This is a genomic window from Pseudomonas sp. UBA5666 (assembly GCF_002420785.1).
Classification (GTDB): Bacteria; Pseudomonadota; Gammaproteobacteria; order Pseudomonadales; family Pseudomonadaceae; genus Aquipseudomonas; species Aquipseudomonas fulva.
In genome coordinates, this window is the sequence record NZ_DIIQ01000053.1 from 37,907 (window position 1) to 58,069 (window position 20,163).

Sequence of the window (20,163 nt, forward strand, 5' to 3'; positions counted from 1 at the left end):
GTCCGCTGCGCCATCTTCGCACCAAGGGCCTTTGAACACCTTGGCGCTACGCGAAAGCGACCTTCGGGTCGCTTTTTGCGTTTTTGGCGTTTGCCGTATTGACCTCGCCGCCTGCATGAAACCTTGCGGGTACTTCACCGACCAGCGGTTCCTGTACCTGGCTGCTGTGTTGCACAATAGGCACCTTCTTGAAATACCCGGAACCCTCGATGACAAGATCTTCCGTTTCTGGTGCGCTCGTGCTGGCCGCCCTGTTGGCCGTGTCGAGCGGTTGTGCGTCCAAGAAACCTGCGGTGTACGAGCATGAGAACTTCGACGACTCAGGCACGTTCTCGCGCAGCTTTCCCGTAGGTGATGCCAACTCCTGCGAAGCCGCACGCCGTGCGCTGCTCAGCCAGGGCTATATCATCACCAGCAGCGGCCCTAACCAGGTGGTCGGCAACAAGAGTTTCCAGCAAAACAGCGATAACCACCTGCAGATCAGCTTCAATGTCACGTGTGCGCCCGATGCGAGCGACGAGCAGCACTCGACCATGTTCGCCAACGCCCTGCAGGACCGCTATGCCCTGAAGAAGTCCAATACATCGGCAAGCCTGGGAGTAGGGGTGCTTGGGTCGGTGTCGATGCCGATTGGCTCGAGCGATGACTCCATGGTGAAAGTGGCCAGTGAGACAGTCACCGCCGCGCAGTTTTACGACCGCTACTTCGCGTTGGTGGAAAGTTACCTGCCCAAGACCAAGCCCAAGGCCCAATCCTTGAGCCAGCCCAAAGCTGAACAACCCGCGCCCAAGGCTGAGAAGCCTGCGGTGGAACTGGGCTTGCCGGAGCAGGCGGCGGCAAACCCAGCGCCAGTCCCGGTCGAGGCTGCACCTGCACCTGCACCGGCTGAGTCAGACACTGCGCCCAAGGACGGTGCATCGCCCGCGGCCGTCGCGCCTAGCCAGCAGGCTCTCCAGGCACCTGACAGTGGGGATGAATTGAGCTCGCAGCCCGTTGCGCCCCCGGCCGATGCGGCGCCCATCGAGGTGCAGCCGGCCGTGCCAGCCCCGCAGGATCAAACGGCTACACAGGGCCCGCCCTCTACCCCATGAGGCCGCAAAGCCGGCGCCGCCACGCTTCGGGCGTCAAATCGGCCAGGCGCTAGCGAGGTTTGACGGACCGGTCGATCAGCGGTACGCCACTGAGCGCCTGCAGCGTTTGGAAGGTGATGGCCGCGCAAATCTCGACCACTTCGAGCCCTGCCGGCGTTACGTCCAGTACCGCGAGGTCCGTGTAGATGCGGCTCACGCACCCGATGCCCGTCAGAGGGTAGGTGCATTCGCTCACCAATTTGCTTTCGCCGGTTTTGGTCAGGTGGTCCATCATCACGAAGACTTGCCGGGCGCCGGTGGCCAGGTCCATCGCGCCGCCCACCGCGGGGATCGACCCCTCGGCGCCGGTGTGCCAGTTAGCCAGGTCGCCGTTCACCGAAACCTGAAAAGCACCGAGCACAGCGATGTCCAGATGCCCACCGCGCATCATCGAAAATGAATCGGCGTGGTGGAAATAGGCACCACCGGTCAGCAGGGTCACGTGCTGCTTGCCAGCATTGATCAAGTCGTCGTCTTCCTCGCCTGGCGCAGGGCTGGGTCCCATGCCCAGCACTCCATTTTCACTGTGCAGGAACACTTCCTTGTCGCCCAGGTAGTTGGCGACCAGTGTGGGGGCGCCGATGCCCAGGTTGACGTAGGCACCTTCCTCAATGTCGGCTGCAACACGCTGGGCCATGGCGGTACGCGAGAGTCGTTGGTTGATGGTCATGGCCAGGCCTCAGAATGGGTGGGTGGTCTGATGGGCGGCGGCGGGGGCCGCTACCACGCGTTGCACGAAGATGCCCGGCGTGACGATATGCTCCGGGTCCAGCTCACCCAGCGCGACGATCTGGTCGACCTGGACGATGGCGGTCTTGGCAGCCATGGCCATGATCGGCCCGAAGTTGCGGGCGGCCTTGCGGTAGATCAGGTTGCCCCAGCGATCACCCTTATGGGCCTTGATCAAGGCGAAATCGGCGTGCAACGGCATCTCCAGTACGTACTGGCGGCCGTCGATTTCCCGGGTTTCTTTGCCTTCGGCGAGCAAGGTGCCATAGCCGGTGGGTGAAAAGAAGGCGCCGATGCCAGAGCCTGCCGCGCGAATGCGCTCGGCCAGGTTTCCTTGCGGTACGACCTCCAGCTCGATCTTGCCAGCCCGATACAGGGCGTCGAAAACGTACGAGTCCGATTGGCGCGGGAACGAACAGATGATCTTGCGCACACGTTCGGCCTTGAGCAATGCAGCAAGGCCAGTGTCGCCGTTGCCAGCATTGTTGCTGATGATGGTCAGGTCGCGTGCACCGGTGGCGATCAACCCGTCGATGAGTTCAGAGGGCATGCCGGCCGTACCGAAACCGCCGATCAGCAGGGTCGAGCCATCGGTGATGCCCGCCACGGCGCTGGCAATGGTTGCGTGGGTCTTGTCGATCAAGGCGTAGCTCCCGTCGATGCTTGTAAAAAACGCCACCTGTGCAGTGCACCATGCTCCGAGCACTGACTGGCGTTTGATGGGGAATGAACATGAAGCTAGCTTGCCGCAAGCCGGGCCATGGGCGCAGGCGCCGAGGCAATATCTGGGCGATTACCGAACCGTTGTTGCGCGCGCGCGTCGCGTCGGCCTGTGTGAGGGGCGAATTGGATTAAACGAACGAGCCGGTCCGCAGGTCCATGATCCTGACACGCGAGGGCGCGCTGCGCGAAAAGCATCGTCACGTCACCCTCCTGTCACGTCATCGCGCTAGGGTGCCGATGAACTCAGCAAACCGTATTCGGATAAGGACGCAGGAAGATGGACGACTACCAGGAAGAGCTGCTGGAATTTCAGGCCCACGAGATGGACACGCCTGAACCGGCCGAAGACGCTACCGAACTTTAGTCCCCGCGTCGCTGCGTGCGGCGGTAACCGCCAGGCGTGAGCCCAGTCCAGCGCTTGAACGCGCGCTGGAAAGCCTCTGCCGAAGCGAACCCCAGCAGGTAGGCGATTTCGCCGAAGCTCAACTGGGTGTCGCGGATATAGGTCTCGGCCAAGTCGCGTCGTGTGCCGTTCAACAGGTCACGAAAACGCGTGCCTTCTTCTGCCAGCCTGCGACGCAGCGTCCAGGGCGGAAGTTGGAGCTGCAGGGCAATTTCGTCGAGCTCTGGTTCACGTCCACCGTTTAGCAGCGGCCCTAGCAAGTGGGTTATACGCTCGCCTAGGCTGCGCACGCGGGTCAGCTGATCCATGTGCGCCTCGCTCAGGGCCAGCAGTTGGTGCCAGGTGCTGGGGCAATGCCTGGGGTTTGGCAATTGCAGCGTGGCGCGGCTCAGGCGCAACTGGTTGCACTCGGCGGCAAAGCGGACCGGCGCGCTGCACAGGGGCTGATAGAGGGCGGCGTAGCTTGGGGCTGCGAACTCGATGTCCATCCGCTCGGCCACCACTGGCGTACCGACCAGGTCGCCCAGCTGGGCCAGCCAGCCGACGAGCAGCGAGTCGACCACAAAGCGGTTGTAGGCGTTGTAGGGGCTGATGGAGTAAAAACGCAGCCAAGCGCCTTCGCCATCTTCGCAGTAAGTGCAATGGCCTCGATAGTTGGACGCGTACAGCGGCTCGAAGCGTAGCAGGGTGCGCGCCGCCTCGCCCAGGGTCGGCGCTTGCCCTGCCGTGACCCCGGCCAGCCCGGTATGAGCCAGCCGGCTCAACTGGCCAATCTTCAAACCCAGTGCAGGCTCGGCGCACAATGCGATGGCGGCGTGGCCCAGGTGCATGTAGCGCGGTATCGACAGGCGCGCATTGGCCTGGGCCAGCCGCGCCGCGTCCAGGCCATAGCGTTCGAGCAAGGGTGCAGGGTCGTGACCCAGCCGTCGAATCGCCTCCGCCAAGGGTTGCACAAAGCCTACCGACAGGTCGCCCAGCCTTACCTGCGGGCGGCTCATGGTGCTAGAGCCATATGTTCAGCAAGCGGGCACCTGGGCTGGGTGGCCCAGCCAACAGGTCGCCGGCTTGCCAGACGAAACCCTGGCCATCGGCGCCGTGCTCCCAGAACTGGCCGCGCATGAAGACGCTCACACTGCTCACCTGGTGACCGATAGGCGCGGTCAGCCGGTGCCAGGCGTCCTGCTCGCTGACTTCGCCACGCTTGACGGCCAAACGCGCGCTGACAGGCTGATGGCGATTTCCCCGCCAGGGCTCCAGCCAGCTGTGCCTGCCGCTCAGGAAGGCAGGGATGGCCACCAGTTCGACCGACTGGGCCAGCAACTGGTGGTGATTCTCCGGATACCAGCTGTCGCTTCCCACCAATACGCCAAGCCGCCCCGCAGGCGTCTGCAGCACCTGCAGAGGCTGGTCCACACCCGGGTGTATGAACCGCCTGTTCTCGCTGTCCGGATAGTGCTGGGGCTGGGGTTGGCCCAGGATGGTGCCGTCGCCGGCGAACACCACGCTGCTGTTGAACAACGGGCCGCGCCCGGGGTGCAATGCACCCTCGCTGACGTAGGGTTGCGGCAGCACGATCGAGCCGGCTACCAGGGTTACGCCGAATTCCTTGGCCAAGCCGCCGAACACCTGCTGGTAATCGGCGGCCATCTGATCGGCCTTCATGCGCAGATGAGCATCGGCCCGTCGGTCATCGCCCTCGGCCGCGAGCATGGCCCAGCCATAGCGAAGCGGATTGCTCAGTTCGAACCATTGCAGGGCCTCACGCTGGTGGGTCACCTGGTACAACGCGTTCTTCTCGCCGCGTGCCCACAGCCAGGTACCGATGTGCTCAGGCAATACCACCACGGTGCGAGGCGTGATCAGGCCCAGCGTGCGCGCCTGCTCGAGGTAGGCGGCAAGCTTGCGGTGCAGACGTTGCAGGTCCTGGTAGTCCCCTGGGTACAGCAGCGGCTCGACGCCCAGCAGGTTGCCTTGTTCACCGGGTTGCCCGTGGTTGACTGCCAGCTCGATGCGCAGGTCGGACAGGTAGTGCCCCTGCGGGCGCTGTTGGGTCCAGAAGGCATAACCACACAAGGCGGCGATCACCACCAGCAGCAGGGCAGTTGTCAGGAGTTTTTTCATGAAACAGTAGAAGGCAATGGGCATGAGGGAGCCCTAGGGTAGACGCGCTGTTCGTGATGATCAATAACTTGTCAGTTCCGGTCATTGAGCCGGTTCAAACGGCTGTTTACTGTCTGCTTCATATAACGACAAGGCCGCTTTTAGGCCAGATGCCCGTTTACCGTGATCACCTTGGGAATCCGAACCATGACAGACACCCCTTACCCGCACCTGCTGGCCCCGCTGGACCTGGGCTTCACCACGTTGCGTAACCGTACCCTGATGGGCTCCATGCACACGGGTCTTGAGGAACGTCCTGGCGGGTTCGAGCGCATGGCTGCCTATTTTGCCGAACGGGCGCAGGGCGGCGTAGGGCTGATGGTCACAGGCGGCATTGCACCCAATGACGAGGGCGGTGTGTACGCAGGCGCCGCCAAACTCAGCACCGATGTCGAAGCCGAGCAGCACCGCATCGTCACCGAAGCAGTGCACGCCGCCGGTGGCAAGATTTGCCTGCAGATCCTGCATGCCGGGCGCTATGCCTACAGCCCGCGTCAAGTGGCGCCAAGCGCCATTCAAGCGCCGATCAACCCGTTCAAGCCCCGGGAACTGGACGAGGCGGGAATCGAAAAACAGATTGCCGACTTCGCCCACTGCGCGCTGCTTGCGCAAAAGGCAGGTTACGACGGCGTCGAGGTCATGGGCTCGGAAGGCTATTTCATCAACCAGTTCCTCGCCGCCCACACCAACCACCGCACCGACCGTTGGGGTGGCAGCTACGAAAATCGCATGCGCCTGGCCGTGGAAATCGTCAGCCGGGTGCGCGGCGCGGTGGGCCCGAATTTCATCATCATCTTCCGCCTTTCGATGCTCGACCTGGTCGAGGGCGGCAGCTCCTGGGACGAGATCGAGACCCTGGCCAAGGCCATCGAGCGGGCGGGGGCCACGTTGATCAACACGGGTATTGGCTGGCACGAGGCGCGCATTCCCACCATCGCCACCAAGGTGCCGCGGGCAGCCTTCAGCAAGGTCACCGCCAAGTTGCGTGGAGTAGTGGGTATTCCTTTGATCACCACCAACCGTATCAATACCCCAGAAGTGGCCGAGGCGGTGCTGGCCGAAGGGGATGCGGACATGGTGTCCATGGCCCGGCCGTTTCTGGCCGATCCTGCCTTCGTCAACAAGGCTGCCGCCGGGCGTGCTGATGAAATCAATACCTGCATCGGCTGCAACCAAGCGTGCCTGGACCATACGTTCGGCGGCAAGCTGACCAGCTGCCTGGTAAACCCACGGGCCTGCCATGAAACCGAACTCAACTACCTGCCCGTGCGCATGGCCAAGCGCATTGCCGTCGTGGGTGCCGGCCCAGCAGGCCTTGCCGCTGCAACAGTGGCCGCTGAACGTGGCCATGTGGTGACCTTGTTCGAATCGGCCAGCGAAATTGGCGGCCAGTTCAATGTTGCCAAGCGCGTGCCAGGCAAGGAGGAATTCAACGAGACCCTGCGGTATTTTCGCAACAAGCTACGCACCACGGGCGTTGACGTACGCTTGAACACGCGCGTCGACGTGCCAGCGCTGGTGGCCGGCGGCTATGACGAAATCATCCTCGCGACTGGCATTCTGCCCCGCGCGCCGGCGATCCCGGGGATTGGGCACCCCAAGGTGCTCAGCTACCTGGATGTGCTGCTCGAGCGTAAGCCTGTGGGCAAGACAGTGGCTGTGATCGGCGCAGGGGGCATCGGTTTCGATGTATCCGAATACCTGGTGCATCAGGGCGTATCCACCAGCCTGGACCGCGAAGCATTCTGGAAGGAGTGGGGTATCGATACCCACCTCCAAGCGCGCGGTGGTGTGGCGGGTATCACGCCACACCCCCACGCACCCGCCCGGCAGGTGTACTTGATGCAGCGCAAGACCTCCAAGGTAGGGGATGGCTTGGGCAAGACCACTGGCTGGATCCACCGCACCGGGTTGAAGAACAAGCAGGTGAAGATGCTCAATGGCGTCGAGTACCTGGCCATTGATGACGCGGGCCTGCATGTGCGCATTGGCGGCGGCGAGCCGCAGGTGCTGGCGGTGGACAACGTGGTGATCTGCGCAGGCCAGGACCCGCTGCGCGAATTGCAGGACGGTCTGGTGGCTGCGCGGCAGTCGGTACACTTGATCGGCGGTGCTGACGTGGCGGCAGAGCTCGATGCCAAGCGGGCGATCGATCAGGGATCGAGGTTGGCGGCGCAGCTTTGATTCACGGTCCATACCAGTGGCTGTGCTGATAGACTGGCGCCCATGCCTGTCGAACTCCCCCTGGCCCCTCTGCAACGCCTGACATTGCCCTGGCTGGCGAGGGGGCAGGTCGAGACCGCCATCCTGCGCCTTGACCTGATCGACCCTCTGATCAGCGGCAACAAGTGGTTCAAGCTGCGCCATCACCTTGAGCAGGCGCTCGATGCCAAGGCCCCTGGCCTGGTGAGCCTGGGCGGCAACCATTCCAACCACCTTCATGCTCTGGCCGCTGCCGGCAAGCGGTTGGGCCTGGCCACGGCCGGCCTGCTGCGGGGGCACCCGCGCCAAACACCCACCGTGCAGGACTTGCAGGCAATGGGCATGCAACTGCACTGGCTGGGTTACGAGGGCTACCGACAACGTAACGAGGTGGGGTTCTGGACGCCCTGGCACGCGCGCTATCCCGGCTGGCACTGCATCCCCGAAGGCGGAGGCGGGCAGGCCGGCGCCCAGGGGTGCGCGTCGATCGTGACCCACTTGCACGCGCAGCTTGCGACACTGGGCTGGCCGGACTATGACGCCTGGTGGCTGGCCGCGGGCACCGGCACCACGCTTGCAGGCCTGGTGCTGGCCGAGTCAGGGGCCCATGCCGTGCATGGGGCGTTGGCCGTACCCGACCACTATGGCGTGGCCGAGACCGTGGCGGCACTTGCCGGCACCCAGGGTTACCGCCTGCACAGTGCCAGCCGGGGCGGCTTCGGCAAGTTCGACGAACAACTGCTGGCCTTCATTGCCGACTGCGAGCAGCAGGCCGGGATCCCTTTCGAGGCGCTCTATACCGGCAAGGCATTGCTCGCGCTCAATGCTCAGGTCGAAGCCGGATTGTTCGCGCCCGGCACTCGCTTGGTGTTCGTCCATACCGGCGGTTTACAGGGCCGTCGGGGTTACTTGTAAGGCAGCATGCGCAGCAACGTATTGTCGCGTTTGACATAGTGATGATAAAGGCCGGCCAGCGCATGCAGGCCGATCAGCCAGTAGCCCCAGGTACCCACACGCTCATGCCAGCCCTTGATGAACTTGGCCAGGTCTACGTCAGGGCCGATCAGGTGCGGCAGCTCAAGGCCATAGAACGGTATCGGTTTGTCGGCGGCGCTGAGGATCAGCCAGCCGGCCAGCGGCATGCCGATCATCAGCAGGTACAGCAGCAGGTGAACCAGATGGGCCAGGCCGGTTTGCCAAGCAGGGGGTTTGGGTGAGATGGGAGGCGCGCGATGGAGTACGCGCATGGCCAGGCGCAGCCATACCAGCACGAACACGCTCAGGCCCAACATGAAATGCAGGTCTTTCATCAGGTTGCGCTCTGCGCTGTCGCGCGGGAAGATCCCGCGAAACTCGATACAGGCATAAACGGCGGCCAGCAGCACCAGCATCAGCCAGTGCAGGACAATGGACACGCGCGCGTAATGGGGCGCTGGGGTGCTCGAAACCATGGTTGATCCTCATCGGTCGGTGGGGTAGCGCTCTTGGTGGCGCTCAGGTCCAGTTTACGGGTTACCCGGGCTGCATCATTGCTCCAGGTCGGTGAAAAATATGTTGCCGCCTATGGGAGGATCTGCGGTCAGAGAGCCAGCGCGCCTGGCCACTGATCGGCAACCAGGAACACCCGCTCTACCTCTTGCCAGCTGCCGTCCTGCTGCCGTTGCACGTTGACCAGCAACTGCGCAGGCGCATCGGGCGCCAGCAGGTGCAGCCACGCGGCGAACTGAGCAGCGCTCCAGACCTCGCAGGCCGCACACCGTGCGGGGGCCAGCCAGGCGCTGCGCGCCAGCGGTTGCCAATGCCCGTCTGGTGCGCTGATCCAGTCCTTGCGATGCAACCACCGGCCACGCAAGTGCTGGGGGTGGACGCCCTGCGGCGCCTGGCTTGCGGCCAGCGTCGGGTAGAACAGGTAGCCCCCCATCCACATGCTGGCCTGCACCGTAGGCAGGTCGAGCCGCTCGAGGGCGGTACGGCCCTGGGTGCTGGCTGACATGGGCAACTGGTGGCGGCGGGTGTGTTCCAGCTTGGCTTGCAGGCGATCGTGGCAGCCAGGCCCCAGCCAGCCCCCAGGGTCGGTACCGAAGCGCTCAGGGCCCAGGTACAGCTTGATGGCCAGTTCCAGGTGATGCACCCCATCGCGATCACGCAGCACCACATCCAGCTCGCCCAAGGTCCGGCCGTCTTCGCGGATAGCCAGGTTGGCCGCCAACAGTTCGACGCCGGGCGCCTGTTGCAAGGCAAACTGCCACAGGCGTTCGTAATACAGCCCGAGGCGGCGGCTGCCAAGGCCCTTGAGCCAGTGCTGCAAGGGCGTGTCATCGGCGTCCAGCCCGTGCAGCCAGGCCTGTAACGCCTGCGGCCGCTCCACCCAGAGGCTGCCTGCCAGCGGGTGGCGCTGGGGGCAGCCTGCGTTCTCCAGCAGCGGCGGCGAGAGCAGGGTCCAGGCAAGGTCACGCACCGCGGGGCGCTGGAACAGCCGGGGCAGGTGCACGAGCGAAGGAAATGGCATCATCCTGCGAGCATAGCCGGTTTGCCGCTGCTTCGTGGTTCGCCCATAATCGCTGCATCGTCACCCGTCGCAGAGCCTTGCAGGAGCCCCATGGAGCAATTTCGCAATATCGGTATCATCGGTCGTCTCGGCAGCTCGCAGGTGCTGGACACCATCCGCCGACTGAAAAAATTCCTCCTCGAGCGCCACTTGCATGTGATCCTCGAAGACACCATCGGTGAAGTCCTGCCCGGCCACGGGCTGCAGACTTCCACCCGCAAGCTGCTGGGCGAGGTCTGTGACCTGGTCATCGTGGTCGGCGGCGACGGCAGCCTGCTGGGCGCTGCGCGTGCCCTGGCGCGTCACAATATCCCGGTACTGGGCATCAATCGGGGCAACCTGGGCTTTCTCACTGACATCCGTCCGGATGAACTGGAAGAGAAAGTCTCCGAGGTGCTCGAGGGTCACTACCTGGTCGAGAACCGTTTCCTGCTGCAAGCCGAAGTGCGCCGTCATCAGGAGGCGATCGGCCAGGGCGATGCGCTCAACGACGTGGTCCTGCACCCCGGCAAGTCCACCCGCATGATCGAATTCGAGATCTACATCGACGGCCAGTTCGTCTGCAGCCAGAAGGCCGACGGCCTGATCGTCGCCACCCCGACCGGCTCCACCGCCTACGCATTGTCCGCAGGTGGCCCGATCATGCACCCCAAGCTCGATGCAATCGTCATCGTGCCCATGTACCCGCACACCTTGTCAGGGCGGCCGATCGTCGTCGATGGCAACAGCGAGCTGAAGATCGTGGTGGCCAAGGACCTGCAGATCTACCCGCAGGTGTCGTGTGACGGTCAGAACCACTTCACCTGTGCACCCGGTGACACCATCACGGTGAGCAAGAAGCCCCAGAAGCTGCGCCTGATCCACCCGCTGGACCACAACTACTACGAAGTCTGCCGCACGAAGCTTGGCTGGGGCAGCCGCCTGGGGGGCAGGGACGACTGATGCTGGATCCGGCGCGCAGTTTCGACATCATCGGTGACGTTCACGGCTGTGCCTTGACCCTCGAGCGTTTGCTCGACGCCCTCGGTTACCAGCGCATTGCCGGCGTCTGGCGCCACCCTCGGCGCCAGGCGCTGTTTTTGGGCGATATCGTGGACCGCGGCCCGCGTATCCGCGAAGCCCTGCACATCGTTCACGACATGGTCGCCGCCGGGCAGGCGCACTGCATCATGGGCAATCACGAATACAGCGCCCTAGGGTGGGTGACGCCGGCACTGCCGGGCAGTGGCAAGGCCTTCGTGCGCGAACACACCCCTCGCCACGCCAGGCTCATCGACGAAACCCTCACCCAGTTCGCCCATCACCCTGCGGACTGGCAGGCGTTTCTCGACTGGTTCCAGACGCTACCCCTGTTCATCGATGCCGGTCGCTTTCGCCTCGTACACGCCTGCTGGGATGCACGCCTGATCGAGCCTCTGCGTCGCCAGTACCCCGACGGGCGCGTCGACCGCCACTTCGTCCAGGCGTCGGCGGTGAGCGGCAGCTTTGCCGCCAACGTCTGCAACCGCCTGCTGCGCGGCACCGACATGCGCTTGCCCGATGGCCTCACCCTGACCGGTGGCGATGGCCTGACCCGCGCCTTCTTCCGCACCAAGTTCTGGGAAGACGACCCGCAGACCTACGGCGACATCGTCTTCCAGCCTGATGCGCTGCCAGCGGAGGTGGCCAACACACCGCTGAGCCACAGCCAGAAGAGCGCGTTGCTGCGCTACGCCGAGGACGAGCCCATGCTGTTCGTTGGCCATTACTGGCGCAGCGGCCGGCCCGCCCCGATTCGCAGCAACCTGGCCTGCCTGGACTACAGCGCCGTGTTGTACGGCAAGCTGGTCGCCTACAGGCTGGACGATGAAACCCGTATCGACCCCCGCAAGTTCGTCTGGGTGGATGTCGACCGACCACAGGCTAGCCAATGAACATTATCCAAGTGATGCGCCTGCCGCTGACGGTGGACCTCAGCGGTTTCGTGCAGATGCTGCAACGCTTGCAGGTACCGCACCGGGTCAGCGAGGAGGGCGAGGACCAGGTACTCTGGGCGCCTGAAACCCTGGCCGACGAGGTGTTGCACCTCTACCAGCGCTACCCCGATGGCAACGCCGACCTGCAGGCCGAGCCTGACCCCGCGTTGCCCGACCAGCAGGTGCAAGAGGTGCCACAGCCGTCGCTGCTGGCCCAGGCAAAGGCTTGCAAGGTCACTGCCCTGACGCTGCTGCTGACCTTCATGGTCGCTGGGCTCACGGGCTTGGGCGACAACTTCACCACCATCAGCTGGTTCACGTTTCTCGATTTTCACGTGCAGGGCGATTACCTGTACTTCGCGCCCCTGGCCGAGGGCCTGGCGCACCGGCAATGGTGGCGGCTGGTCTCGCCCATGCTGCTGCATTTCGGCGCGCTGCACCTGGCCATGAACAGCCTGTGGTTCTGGGAGCTGGGCAAGCGCATCGAACTGCGCCAGGGCCCGTGGACGTTGCTGGGGCTCACCCTGCTGTTCAGCCTGGTATCGAACCTGGCCCAACACTACACCACAGGGCCTGGCCTGTTCGGTGGGCTTTCAGGCGTGCTTTATGGCCTGCTCGGGCACATCTGGCTGTATCAATGGCGGGCGCCAAACCCGCACTTCAACCTGCCCAAGGGCGTGCTGGTGATGATGCTCCTCTGGCTGGTGGTGTGCCTGACCGGCGTCGTCGGCACCCTGGGCCTGGGCCAGATCGCCAACGCCGCGCACGTCGGCGGGTTGCTCATCGGATGCCTGACCGGGCTCTTGGGTGGGGCGCTCGCCCGGCGTAAACTGTCGGCTTGAATCAGGAGACAACATGTCCACTTTCGCGCAAATGATCGAAAACATCACCCCGGAAATCTACGAGAGCCTGAAACTGGCCGTGGAAATCGGCAAATGGTCGGACGGCCGCAAGCTGACTGCCGAGCAGAAAGAGCTGTCCCTGCAAGCGGTCATCGCCTGGGAGATGAAAAACCTGCCCGAGGACCAGCGCACCGGTTACATGGGCCCGCAGGAATGTGCGTCCAAGTCCGCCCCCGTTCCCAACATCCTGTTCAAGTCGGACTCGGTACATTGATCGAACTCGCTCGTGGCTCGTTGAGCAAAATGGCCGTCAGCCTGGCGGCCCCCGTGGTGCAATACAGCTTTCGCCTAGGCGATACCCTGGTGCCAGTCAACCCGCTGATCGGCAAGCCGCTGCGCCTGCACTACCTGGGCGCCATCCACTGCAGCCACTGCGGCAAGCGCACCAAGAGCAGCTACAGCCAGGGTTACTGCTACCCCTGCATGACCAAGCTGGCCCAGTGCGACATGTGCATCATGGCCCCGGAGCGCTGCCACTACGACGCAGGCACCTGCCGCGATCCGTCCTGGGGCGAGCAGTTCTGCATGACCGACCACGTGGTCTACCTGGCCAACTCCTCCGGTATCAAGGTCGGTATCACCCGCGCCACCCAGTTGCCCACCCGCTGGCTCGACCAGGGTGCCAGCCAGGCCTTGCCTATCCTCAGGGTGGCCACCCGGCAGCAGTCCGGGCTGGTTGAAGACCTGCTGCGCAGTCAGGTGCCGGACCGCACCAATTGGCGCGCCCTGCTCAAGGGTGACGCCGCGCTGCTTGATCTGCCGGCCTTGCGCGATCAGGTGCTGGAGGCGTGTGCCGAAGGGCTTGGCCAGTTGCAGGCGCGCTTCGGCCTGCAGGCGATTCAGCCCCTGACCGACGCCGAGGTCGTGCACATGACGTACCCGGTCCAGGCTTACCCCACCAAGGTGGTCAGCTTCAACCTGGACAAGACCCCGATCGTGGAGGGCACGCTGCTGGGCATCAAGGGCCAGTACCTGATCTTCGACACCGGTGTGATCAATATTCGCAAGTACACGGCCTACCAGTTGGCCGTGCTCCAGTAAAAGGGACCTGCAGATGCGTACCGAACAACCGCAAGTGATCCATCTCAAGGACTACAAGGCGCCTGAGTACCTGATCGACGAAACGCACCTGACCTTCGAGCTGTTCGAAGACCACACCCTGGTCCACGCGCAACTGATCATGCGCCGCAACCCGGTGCATGGGGGCGGCCTGCCTGCGCTGGTGCTCGACGGCCAGCAACTCGAACTGGTGCGCGCCGCCCTCGACGATGAACCCTTGCAGGCCGGCGACTACCAGATCGACGCAGGCAGCCTGACCGTCCAGCCACGGGCAGCGCAATTCACCCTCGACACCACCGTCAAGATCCATCCAGAAACCAACACAGCGCTCGAGGGGCTGTACAAGTCCGGCAAGATGTTCTGCACCCAGTGCGAAGCCGAGGGTTTCCGCAAGATCACCTACTACCTCGATCGCCCCGATGTCATGAGCATCTTCACCACCACGGTGATCGCCGAACAGCATCGCTACCCGGTGCTGCTCTCCAACGGCAACCCGGTAGGCAGCGGCCCTGCCGAGGATGGCCGTCACTGGGCGACCTGGGAAGACCCGTTCATGAAGCCGGCGTACCTGTTCGCCCTGGTCGCAGGCGACCTGTGGTGCGTGGAAGACACCTTCACCCGCCAGTCGGGCCGTGATGTGACCCTGCGCATCTATGTCGAGCCGGAGAACATCGACAAGTGCGACCACGCCATGGTCAGCCTGAAGAAGTCCATGCGTTGGGACGAAGAGGTGTATGGCCGCGAGTACGACCTGGACATCTTCATGATCGTCGCGGTCAACGACTTCAACATGGGGGCCATGGAAAACAAAGGCCTTAACATCTTCAACTCCAGCTGCGTGCTGGCGCGCGCCGAAACGGCCACCGATGCCGCGCATCAGCGGGTCGAAGCGGTGGTGGCCCATGAGTACTTCCACAACTGGTCGGGCAACCGCGTCACCTGCCGCGACTGGTTCCAACTGTCGCTCAAGGAGGGCTTCACGGTGTTCCGCGATGCCGAGTTCAGCGCCGACATGAATTCACGCACCGTCAAGCGCATCGAGGACGTTGCCTACCTGCGCACCCATCAGTTCGCCGAGGATGCGGGCCCCATGGCCCACCCGGTGCGCCCGGACAGCTTCATCGAGATTTCCAACTTCTACACCCTGACCGTGTACGAAAAAGGCTCGGAAGTGGTACGCATGGTGCGCACGCTGCTGGGGGCCGAGGGCTTCCGCCAGGGCAGCGACCTGTACTTCGAGCGTCACGATGGGCAAGCGGTGACCACCGACGACTTCATCAAGGCGATGGAAGATGCCAACGGCGTCGACCTGACTCAGTTCAAGCGCTGGTACAGCCAGGCCGGTACGCCGCGCCTGGAGGTGAGCGATGCCTACGATGAAGCGGCGCGCACCTATAGCCTGACGTTCCGCCAGAGCTGCCCACCCACCCCAGACAAGGCCGAGAAGCTGCCCTTCGTGATTCCGGTCGAATTGGGCCTGCTCGATGCCCAGGGCAACGACCTGCCGCTGCAATTGGCGGGCGAGTCCTCGGCAGTGGGCAGCACCCGGGTGCTGTCGGTGACCGAGGCCGAGCAGACCTTCGTCTTCCAGGGTATTGAAGCGCGGCCGCTGCCGTCGCTGCTGCGCGGTTTCAGTGCCCCGGTCAAGCTGAGCTTCCCATACGACCGCGACCAGTTGATGTTCCTGATGCAGCACGACAGCGACGGCTTCAACCGTTGGGAAGCCGGTCAGCAACTGGCCGTTCAGGTGTTGCAGGAGCTGATCGGCCAGCACCAGCTTGGTCAGGCGCTGCAACTGGACCCGCGTCTGCTCAAGGCGTTGGATACGGTGCTGGGCGACACCTCGCTCGATGCTGCCATGGTGGCCGAAATGCTCTCGCTGCCAGGGGAGGGCTACCTGACCGAGATCAGCCAGGTGGCCGATGTGGACGCCATCCACGCAGCCCGCGAGTTCGCTCGCCGGCAAATTGCCGAGCACTTGTTCGAGCCGCTCTGGACGCGTTACCAGGCCAACCGCGCGGTCTCGCGTAACACCGCGTACGTTGCCTCTGCCGAGCACTTTGCTCGCCGCAGCCTGCAGAACATCGCCCTGTCGTACCTGATGCTCAGCGCCAAACCGCAGGTGCTGGAAGCGACCCTGGAGCAGTTCGAGCAGTGCGACAACATGACCGAGCGCCTCACGGCCCTGGCGGTGCTGGTCAACTCGCCCTTCGAGGCCGAGCGCGCCAAGGCCCTGGAAAGCTTTGCTGAACACTTCAAGGACAACCCCCTGGTCATGGACCAGTGGTTCAGCGTGCAGGCGGCCAGTACCTTGCCAGGTGGCTTGGCACGGGTGAAGGCGTTGATGCAACACCCGGCCTTCACCCTGAAGAACCCGAACAAGGTGCGCGCGGTGGTCGGCGCCTTTGCCGGCCAGAACCTGGTCAACTTCCATGCTGCCGATGGCTCCGGCTACCGCTTCCTGGCGGATCTGGTGATCGAGCTCAATGCGCTCAACCCGCAGATCGCCTCCCGGCAATTGGCGCCGCTGACCCGCTGGCGCAAGTATGACGCCGCCCGGCAGGCCCTGATGAAGGGTGAGCTGGAGCGGATTCTGGCCGCTGGTGAACTCTCCAGTGACGTGTACGAAGTCGTGAGTAAAAGCCTGGCATGACGCCTGGGGGGCGCCTGATGGCCCCCCGATTTCGACTGCCAACGTTGTTACGCTGCATCTTCTGCGCATGAACCACGCGCCTTGCGCTGATAACAAAACATAACACCCCGCCCGTTGTGCTCCTCCAAATCCTCCCGTTACGATCACCGCACGCCCTTGCAGGCCTCTATTGCAGGCATTTGTGCGTTTCTGCAAGGTATTGACCCACCCAACAAAAATACAATCGGGGGCAGTCATGAGGAATTGGAGCAGGCGCGCTGGATGGCCGATGGCGGCCGCAGCAGTGCTCACCCTTGCACTGAGTGGATGGCAAGGCGCGCAGGCTGCGTCAGCCGATGAATACTCCACCGAATCGGCCAAAGCCAGTCAAAGGCTGTTGATCGACGCTGCCCATGCGGGCACGCGCGTGGTCGTGGTCGGCGACCGTGGCCATATCCTGTTCTCCGATGACCAGGGCAGCACCTGGACTCAGGCCCGCGTGCCAACCCGCCAGTTGCTGACGGCTGTCTTTTTCCTTGATGACAAGCGCGGTTGGGCCGTGGGCCACGATGCGCAGATCCTCGCCACCGGCGACGGCGGGGCGACCTGGAGCAAGCAGTTCGAAGACGTGTCGCGCGAAGCGCCCTTGCTCGACATTGTGTTCCTCGATGCCCAGCACGGCCTGGCCGTCGGCGCCTACGGCGCCTTGCTCGAAACCACGGACGGGGGCCAGCATTGGCAGGACGTGGCCGAGCGCCTCGACAACCCCGACCAGTTGCACCTCAATGCCATCACCCAGGTGCGTGACGCTGGTTTGTTCATCGTCGGGGAGCAGGGCAGCATGTACCGCTCCGAGGACAACGGGCAGCACTGGCAGAAAGTGGAAGGGCCTTACCAGGGGTCGCTGTTCGGCGTGATCGGCACTGCCCAGGCGCGTACCCTGCTGGCGTTCGGCTTGCGCGGCAACCTGCTGCGCTCCACCGACTTCGGCGACACCTGGCAATCTATCCCCTTGCAGGCTGCGCGAGGCGAGCTCGAATTCGGCCTGGCCGGTGCCACCTTGCTCGATGACGGCACCGTCGTGGTGGTCGGCAACGGCGGCAGCGTGTTGCGCAGCACCGATGCCGGCCAGACCTTCAGCGTCCACAACCGCCCGGACCGCATCGCCCTGTCCGGCGTCAGCGGCCTGCCCAACGGCGAGCTACTGCTGGTAGGGCAGGGCGGCGCCCACATCGCCAATGCCAAGGGGCTCGATGCCGCCGGCAGTGAGGCACAGCCATGAGCAGCCAGGAGCACATTCCCATGCAGCCGCATCATCAGGACAAAGCCACACTGCTCGAACGCCTGATCTTCAACAATCGGCCGGCGGTCATCATCCTCTGTGTGTTGGTCAGCCTCTTCCTGTTCTGGCAGGCCACGCAAATTCGCCCCTCCACCAGCTTCGAGAAAATGATCCCGTTGCAGCATCCGTTCATCGAACAGATGATGGAGCACCGCAACGACTTGGCCAACCTGGGCAACACCGTGCGCATCTCGGTCGAGGCGGTCAATGGCGACATCTTCGACAAAAACTACATGGAGACCCTGCGCCAGATCCACGACGAGGTGTTCTACATCCCAGGCGTCGACCGGGCTGGGCTCAAGTCGCTGTGGAGCCCGAGCGTGCGCTGGAGCGAAGTCACCGAGGAGGGGTTCTCCGGTGGCGAGGTGATTCCCAACACCTACGACGGCTCGCAGGCCAGCCTCGATACCCTGCGCGACAACGTGCTGCGGTCCGGGCAGATAGGGCGGCTGGTGGGCAACAACTTCAAATCCAGCATCATCGACGTGCCACTGCTGGAAAGTTACCCCGACCCACAGGACCCAGGGCGGGTGGTCAAGCTCGACTACCAGCAGTTCTCCCACTTGCTCGAAGAAAAGATTCGCGACAAGTTCCAGGCTCAGAACCCCAATGTGAAGGTGCATATCGTCGGGTTCGCGAAGAAGGTCGGTGACCTCATCGACGGGCTGGTCATGGTGGTGATGTTCTTCGGCATCGCCCTGCTGATCACCTGGGTGCTGCTGTACTGGTTCACCTGGTGCATCCGCAGCACCATCGCGGTGCTCATTACCACATTGGTGGCGGTGGTGTGGCAACTGGGGCTGATGCATGCGGTCGGCTTCGGCCTGGATCCGTATTCGATGCTGGTGCCGTTCCTGATCTTTGCCATCGGCATTTCCCACGGTGTGCAGAAAATCAACGGCATTGCCCTGCAATCGAGCGATGCAGACAACGCCCTGACGGCGGCCAGGCGCACGTTCCGGCAACTGTTCCTGCCAGGCATGATCGCCATTCTCGCCGATGCCGTGGGCTTCATCACCCTGTTGATCATCGACATCGGCGTGATCCGCGAACTGGCCATCGGTGCATCCATCGGCGTCGCGGTGATCGTCTTCACCAACCTGATCCTGCTGCCGGTGGCCATTTCCTATGTGGGTATCAGCAAGAAGGCCATCGAGCGCAGCAAGCGCGACGCCACCCGCGAGCACCCGTTCTGGCGGATGCTGTCGCGCTTTGCCAGCCCCAGGGTGGCGCCGGTTTCCATCGCCCTGGCCCTGGTCGCCTTCGCCGGGGGGCTGTGGTACAGCCAGAACCTGAAGATCGGCGACCTCGACCAGGGCGCACCGGAGCTGCGGCCCGACTCGCGCTACAACCAGGACAACAACTTCATCATCAGCAACTATTCCACCAGTTCCGATGTGCTGGTGATCATGGTCAAGACGGCCGCCGAGCAGTGTTCGGTGCATTCGACCCTGGCGCCGATCGACGAGCTGATGTGGACCATGGAAAACACGCCGGGTGTGCAGTCGGCCATTTCCCTGGTCAGCGTGTCCAAACAGGTGATCAAGGGCATGAACGAGGGTAGCCTCAAGTGGGAAACCCTCTCGCGCAACCCCGATGTCCTGAACAACTCCATCGCACGGGCCGATGGCCTGTACAACGGCGATTGCTCGCTGGCCCCGGTGCTGGTGTTTCTCAATGACCACAAGGCCGAGACCCTCGAGCGGGTGACGGCCGCTGCCAAGGCGTTTGCCGACAGCCACGACAGAGAAGGCTTGCAGTTCCTGCTGGCTGCCGGCAACGCCGGTATCGAAGCGGCCACCAACGAGGTGATCAAGTCGGCCGAATTGACCATCCTGATCCTGGTGTACCTGTGCGTGGCGGTCATGTGCCTGATCACCTTCCGTTCCTTCGCCGCGACCCTGTGCATCGTGCTGCCCTTGGTGTTGACCTCCGTGCTGGGCAACGCGCTGATGGCGTACATGGGCATCGGCGTCAAGGTGGCGACGCTGCCGGTGGTTGCGCTGGGGGTAGGCATTGGCGTGGACTACGGCATCTACATCTACAGCCGTCTGGAGAGCTTCCTGCGCGCCGGGTTGCCGCTGCAAGAAGCCTATTACCAGACGCTGCGCTCCACCGGCAAGGCGGTGCTGTTCACCGGCCTGTGCCTGGCCATCGGGGTATGTACCTGGATCTTCTCGGCGATCAAGTTCCAGGCGGACATGGGCCTGATGCTGACCTTCATGCTGTTGTGGAACATGTTCGGTGCGCTGTGGCTACTGCCGGCGCTGGCGCGGTTCCTGATCAAGCCCGAGAAGATGGCAGGCAAGGCGGGGGGCTCGATTTTCGCCCATTGAAACGACCGGGCGTTGCGCGGCCATGGGGGTATAATGCAGGGC

Annotated in this window: 17 protein-coding genes; 11 read left to right on the forward strand and 6 right to left on the reverse strand. The window is 63.6% G+C overall.

The features are described 5' to 3' along the window. The first annotated feature begins 209 nt into the window (after positions 1–209). Complete coding sequence (locus B2Y33_RS22660; RefSeq protein ID WP_206406029.1) at positions 210–1,091, forward strand: DUF2242 domain-containing protein; 882 nt, start codon at positions 210–212, stop codon at positions 1,089–1,091. Between the two features lie 49 nt (positions 1,092–1,140). Here B2Y33_RS22660 and B2Y33_RS22665 read toward each other — a convergent pair whose 3' ends face one another. From B2Y33_RS22665 to B2Y33_RS22680, 4 genes are all read right to left on the reverse strand, one after another. Continuing rightward, positions 1,141–1,800, reverse strand: coding sequence for a 3-oxoacid CoA-transferase subunit B (locus B2Y33_RS22665; protein ID WP_049696338.1), 660 nt, complete (start codon positions 1,798–1,800; stop codon positions 1,141–1,143). A 9-nt stretch (positions 1,801–1,809) separates the two neighbouring features. Then, complete coding sequence (locus tag B2Y33_RS22670; protein WP_028688139.1) at positions 1,810–2,502, reverse strand: 3-oxoacid CoA-transferase subunit A; 693 nt, start codon at positions 2,500–2,502, stop codon at positions 1,810–1,812. 440 nt (positions 2,503–2,942) lie between these two features. Continuing rightward, positions 2,943–3,983: an AraC family transcriptional regulator gene (locus tag B2Y33_RS22675; RefSeq protein ID WP_206406030.1), complete on the reverse strand. Its 1,041-nt coding sequence runs from the start codon at positions 3,981–3,983 to the stop codon at positions 2,943–2,945. A gap of 4 nt (positions 3,984–3,987) precedes the next feature. Beyond that, on the reverse strand, positions 3,988–5,106 hold the full coding sequence (locus B2Y33_RS22680) for a nitrilase-related carbon-nitrogen hydrolase (RefSeq protein WP_196110723.1): 1,119 nt from the start codon (positions 5,104–5,106) through the stop codon (positions 3,988–3,990). 186 nt (positions 5,107–5,292) lie between these two features. Between B2Y33_RS22680 and B2Y33_RS22685 the strand changes: the two genes are divergently transcribed. Together B2Y33_RS22685 and B2Y33_RS22690 are read left to right on the forward strand one after the other, a co-directional pair. After that, positions 5,293–7,329 (forward strand): NADPH-dependent 2,4-dienoyl-CoA reductase, encoded by a 2,037-nt coding sequence (locus B2Y33_RS22685; RefSeq protein WP_196110528.1) that lies wholly within the window; start codon positions 5,293–5,295, stop codon positions 7,327–7,329. 42 nt (positions 7,330–7,371) lie between these two features. Next, positions 7,372–8,262 carry a 1-aminocyclopropane-1-carboxylate deaminase/D-cysteine desulfhydrase gene (locus B2Y33_RS22690; protein WP_206406031.1) on the forward strand — a complete coding sequence of 297 codons (891 nt, stop codon included), beginning with the start codon at positions 7,372–7,374 and terminating at the stop codon, positions 8,260–8,262. Here the strand turns inward: B2Y33_RS22690 and B2Y33_RS22695 are convergent. Beyond that, on the reverse strand, positions 8,253–8,798 hold the full coding sequence (locus tag B2Y33_RS22695) for a cytochrome b (protein WP_027916507.1): 546 nt from the start codon (positions 8,796–8,798) through the stop codon (positions 8,253–8,255). The genes B2Y33_RS22690 and B2Y33_RS22695 overlap by 10 nt on opposite strands. Positions 8,799–8,926: 128 nt before the next feature. Next, positions 8,927–9,859 (reverse strand): DUF1853 family protein, encoded by a 933-nt coding sequence (locus tag B2Y33_RS22700; protein WP_236165962.1) that lies wholly within the window; start codon positions 9,857–9,859, stop codon positions 8,927–8,929. An 87-nt stretch (positions 9,860–9,946) separates the two neighbouring features. Here B2Y33_RS22700 and B2Y33_RS22705 point away from each other — a divergent pair, with 87 nt between their 5' ends. The 8 genes from B2Y33_RS22705 (at position 9,947) to B2Y33_RS22740 (ending at position 20,121) form a co-directional block, all read left to right on the forward strand. Continuing rightward, a complete protein-coding gene (locus B2Y33_RS22705; RefSeq protein ID WP_027916509.1) occupies positions 9,947–10,837 on the forward strand; it encodes an NAD(+) kinase in 891 nt (296 codons plus the stop codon). After that, entirely contained in the window at positions 10,837–11,808 is a 972-nt protein-coding gene (locus B2Y33_RS22710; RefSeq protein ID WP_027916510.1) for a metallophosphoesterase, read from the forward strand. Before B2Y33_RS22705 ends, B2Y33_RS22710 begins: the two co-directional genes overlap by 1 nt. Further along, the gene (locus B2Y33_RS22715) at positions 11,805–12,692 is read left to right on the forward strand and encodes a rhomboid family intramembrane serine protease (RefSeq protein WP_206406032.1); all 888 of its coding nucleotides are present in this window, start codon (positions 11,805–11,807) and stop codon (positions 12,690–12,692) included. Before B2Y33_RS22710 ends, B2Y33_RS22715 begins: the two co-directional genes overlap by 4 nt. A 13-nt stretch (positions 12,693–12,705) precedes the next feature. After that, a complete protein-coding gene (locus tag B2Y33_RS22720; protein WP_023533690.1) occupies positions 12,706–12,966 on the forward strand; it encodes a YeaC family protein in 261 nt (86 codons plus the stop codon). After that, entirely contained in the window at positions 12,963–13,793 is an 831-nt protein-coding gene (locus tag B2Y33_RS22725; protein ID WP_027916512.1) for a DUF2797 domain-containing protein, read from the forward strand. Before B2Y33_RS22720 ends, B2Y33_RS22725 begins: the two co-directional genes overlap by 4 nt. Positions 13,794–13,806: 13 nt before the next feature. Next, positions 13,807–16,464 (forward strand): aminopeptidase N, encoded by a 2,658-nt coding sequence (gene pepN / locus B2Y33_RS22730; protein WP_059183187.1) that lies wholly within the window; start codon positions 13,807–13,809, stop codon positions 16,462–16,464. Between the two features lie 235 nt (positions 16,465–16,699). Beyond that, positions 16,700–17,725, forward strand: a complete 1,026-nt coding sequence (locus tag B2Y33_RS22735) for a WD40/YVTN/BNR-like repeat-containing protein (RefSeq protein ID WP_027916514.1) — start codon at positions 16,700–16,702, stop codon at positions 17,723–17,725. Between the two features lie 20 nt (positions 17,726–17,745). Further along, entirely contained in the window at positions 17,746–20,121 is a 2,376-nt protein-coding gene (locus B2Y33_RS22740; protein WP_027916515.1) for an efflux RND transporter permease subunit, read from the forward strand. Positions 20,122–20,163 lie beyond the last annotated feature (42 nt).

Bases quoted from the DNA above. Each gene is read 5' to 3' on its own strand.
- B2Y33_RS22740 (WP_027916515.1), top strand. From the start codon at position 17,746: ATGCAGCCGCATCATCAGGACAAAGCCACACTGCTCGAACGCCTGATC.
- B2Y33_RS22735 (WP_027916514.1), top strand. From the start codon at position 16,700: ATGAGGAATTGGAGCAGGCGCGCTGGATGGCCGATGGCGGCCGCAGCA.
- B2Y33_RS22705 (WP_027916509.1), top strand. From the start codon at position 9,947: ATGGAGCAATTTCGCAATATCGGTATCATCGGTCGTCTCGGCAGCTCG.
- B2Y33_RS22695 (WP_027916507.1), bottom strand. From the start codon at position 8,798: ATGGTTTCGAGCACCCCAGCGCCCCATTACGCGCGCGTGTCCATTGTC.
- B2Y33_RS22690 (WP_206406031.1), top strand. From the start codon at position 7,372: ATGCCTGTCGAACTCCCCCTGGCCCCTCTGCAACGCCTGACATTGCCC.
- B2Y33_RS22710 (WP_027916510.1), top strand. From the start codon at position 10,837: ATGCTGGATCCGGCGCGCAGTTTCGACATCATCGGTGACGTTCACGGC.
- B2Y33_RS22660 (WP_206406029.1), top strand. From the start codon at position 210: ATGACAAGATCTTCCGTTTCTGGTGCGCTCGTGCTGGCCGCCCTGTTG.
- B2Y33_RS22675 (WP_206406030.1), bottom strand. From the start codon at position 3,983: ATGAGCCGCCCGCAGGTAAGGCTGGGCGACCTGTCGGTAGGCTTTGTG.
- B2Y33_RS22680 (WP_196110723.1), bottom strand. From the start codon at position 5,106: ATGAAAAAACTCCTGACAACTGCCCTGCTGCTGGTGGTGATCGCCGCC.
- B2Y33_RS22685 (WP_196110528.1), top strand. From the start codon at position 5,293: ATGACAGACACCCCTTACCCGCACCTGCTGGCCCCGCTGGACCTGGGC.
- B2Y33_RS22665 (WP_049696338.1), bottom strand. From the start codon at position 1,800: ATGACCATCAACCAACGACTCTCGCGTACCGCCATGGCCCAGCGTGTT.
- B2Y33_RS22715 (WP_206406032.1), top strand. From the start codon at position 11,805: ATGAACATTATCCAAGTGATGCGCCTGCCGCTGACGGTGGACCTCAGC.
- pepN (WP_059183187.1), top strand. From the start codon at position 13,807: ATGCGTACCGAACAACCGCAAGTGATCCATCTCAAGGACTACAAGGCG.
- B2Y33_RS22700 (WP_236165962.1), bottom strand. From the start codon at position 9,859: ATGATGCCATTTCCTTCGCTCGTGCACCTGCCCCGGCTGTTCCAGCGC.
- B2Y33_RS22720 (WP_023533690.1), top strand. From the start codon at position 12,706: ATGTCCACTTTCGCGCAAATGATCGAAAACATCACCCCGGAAATCTAC.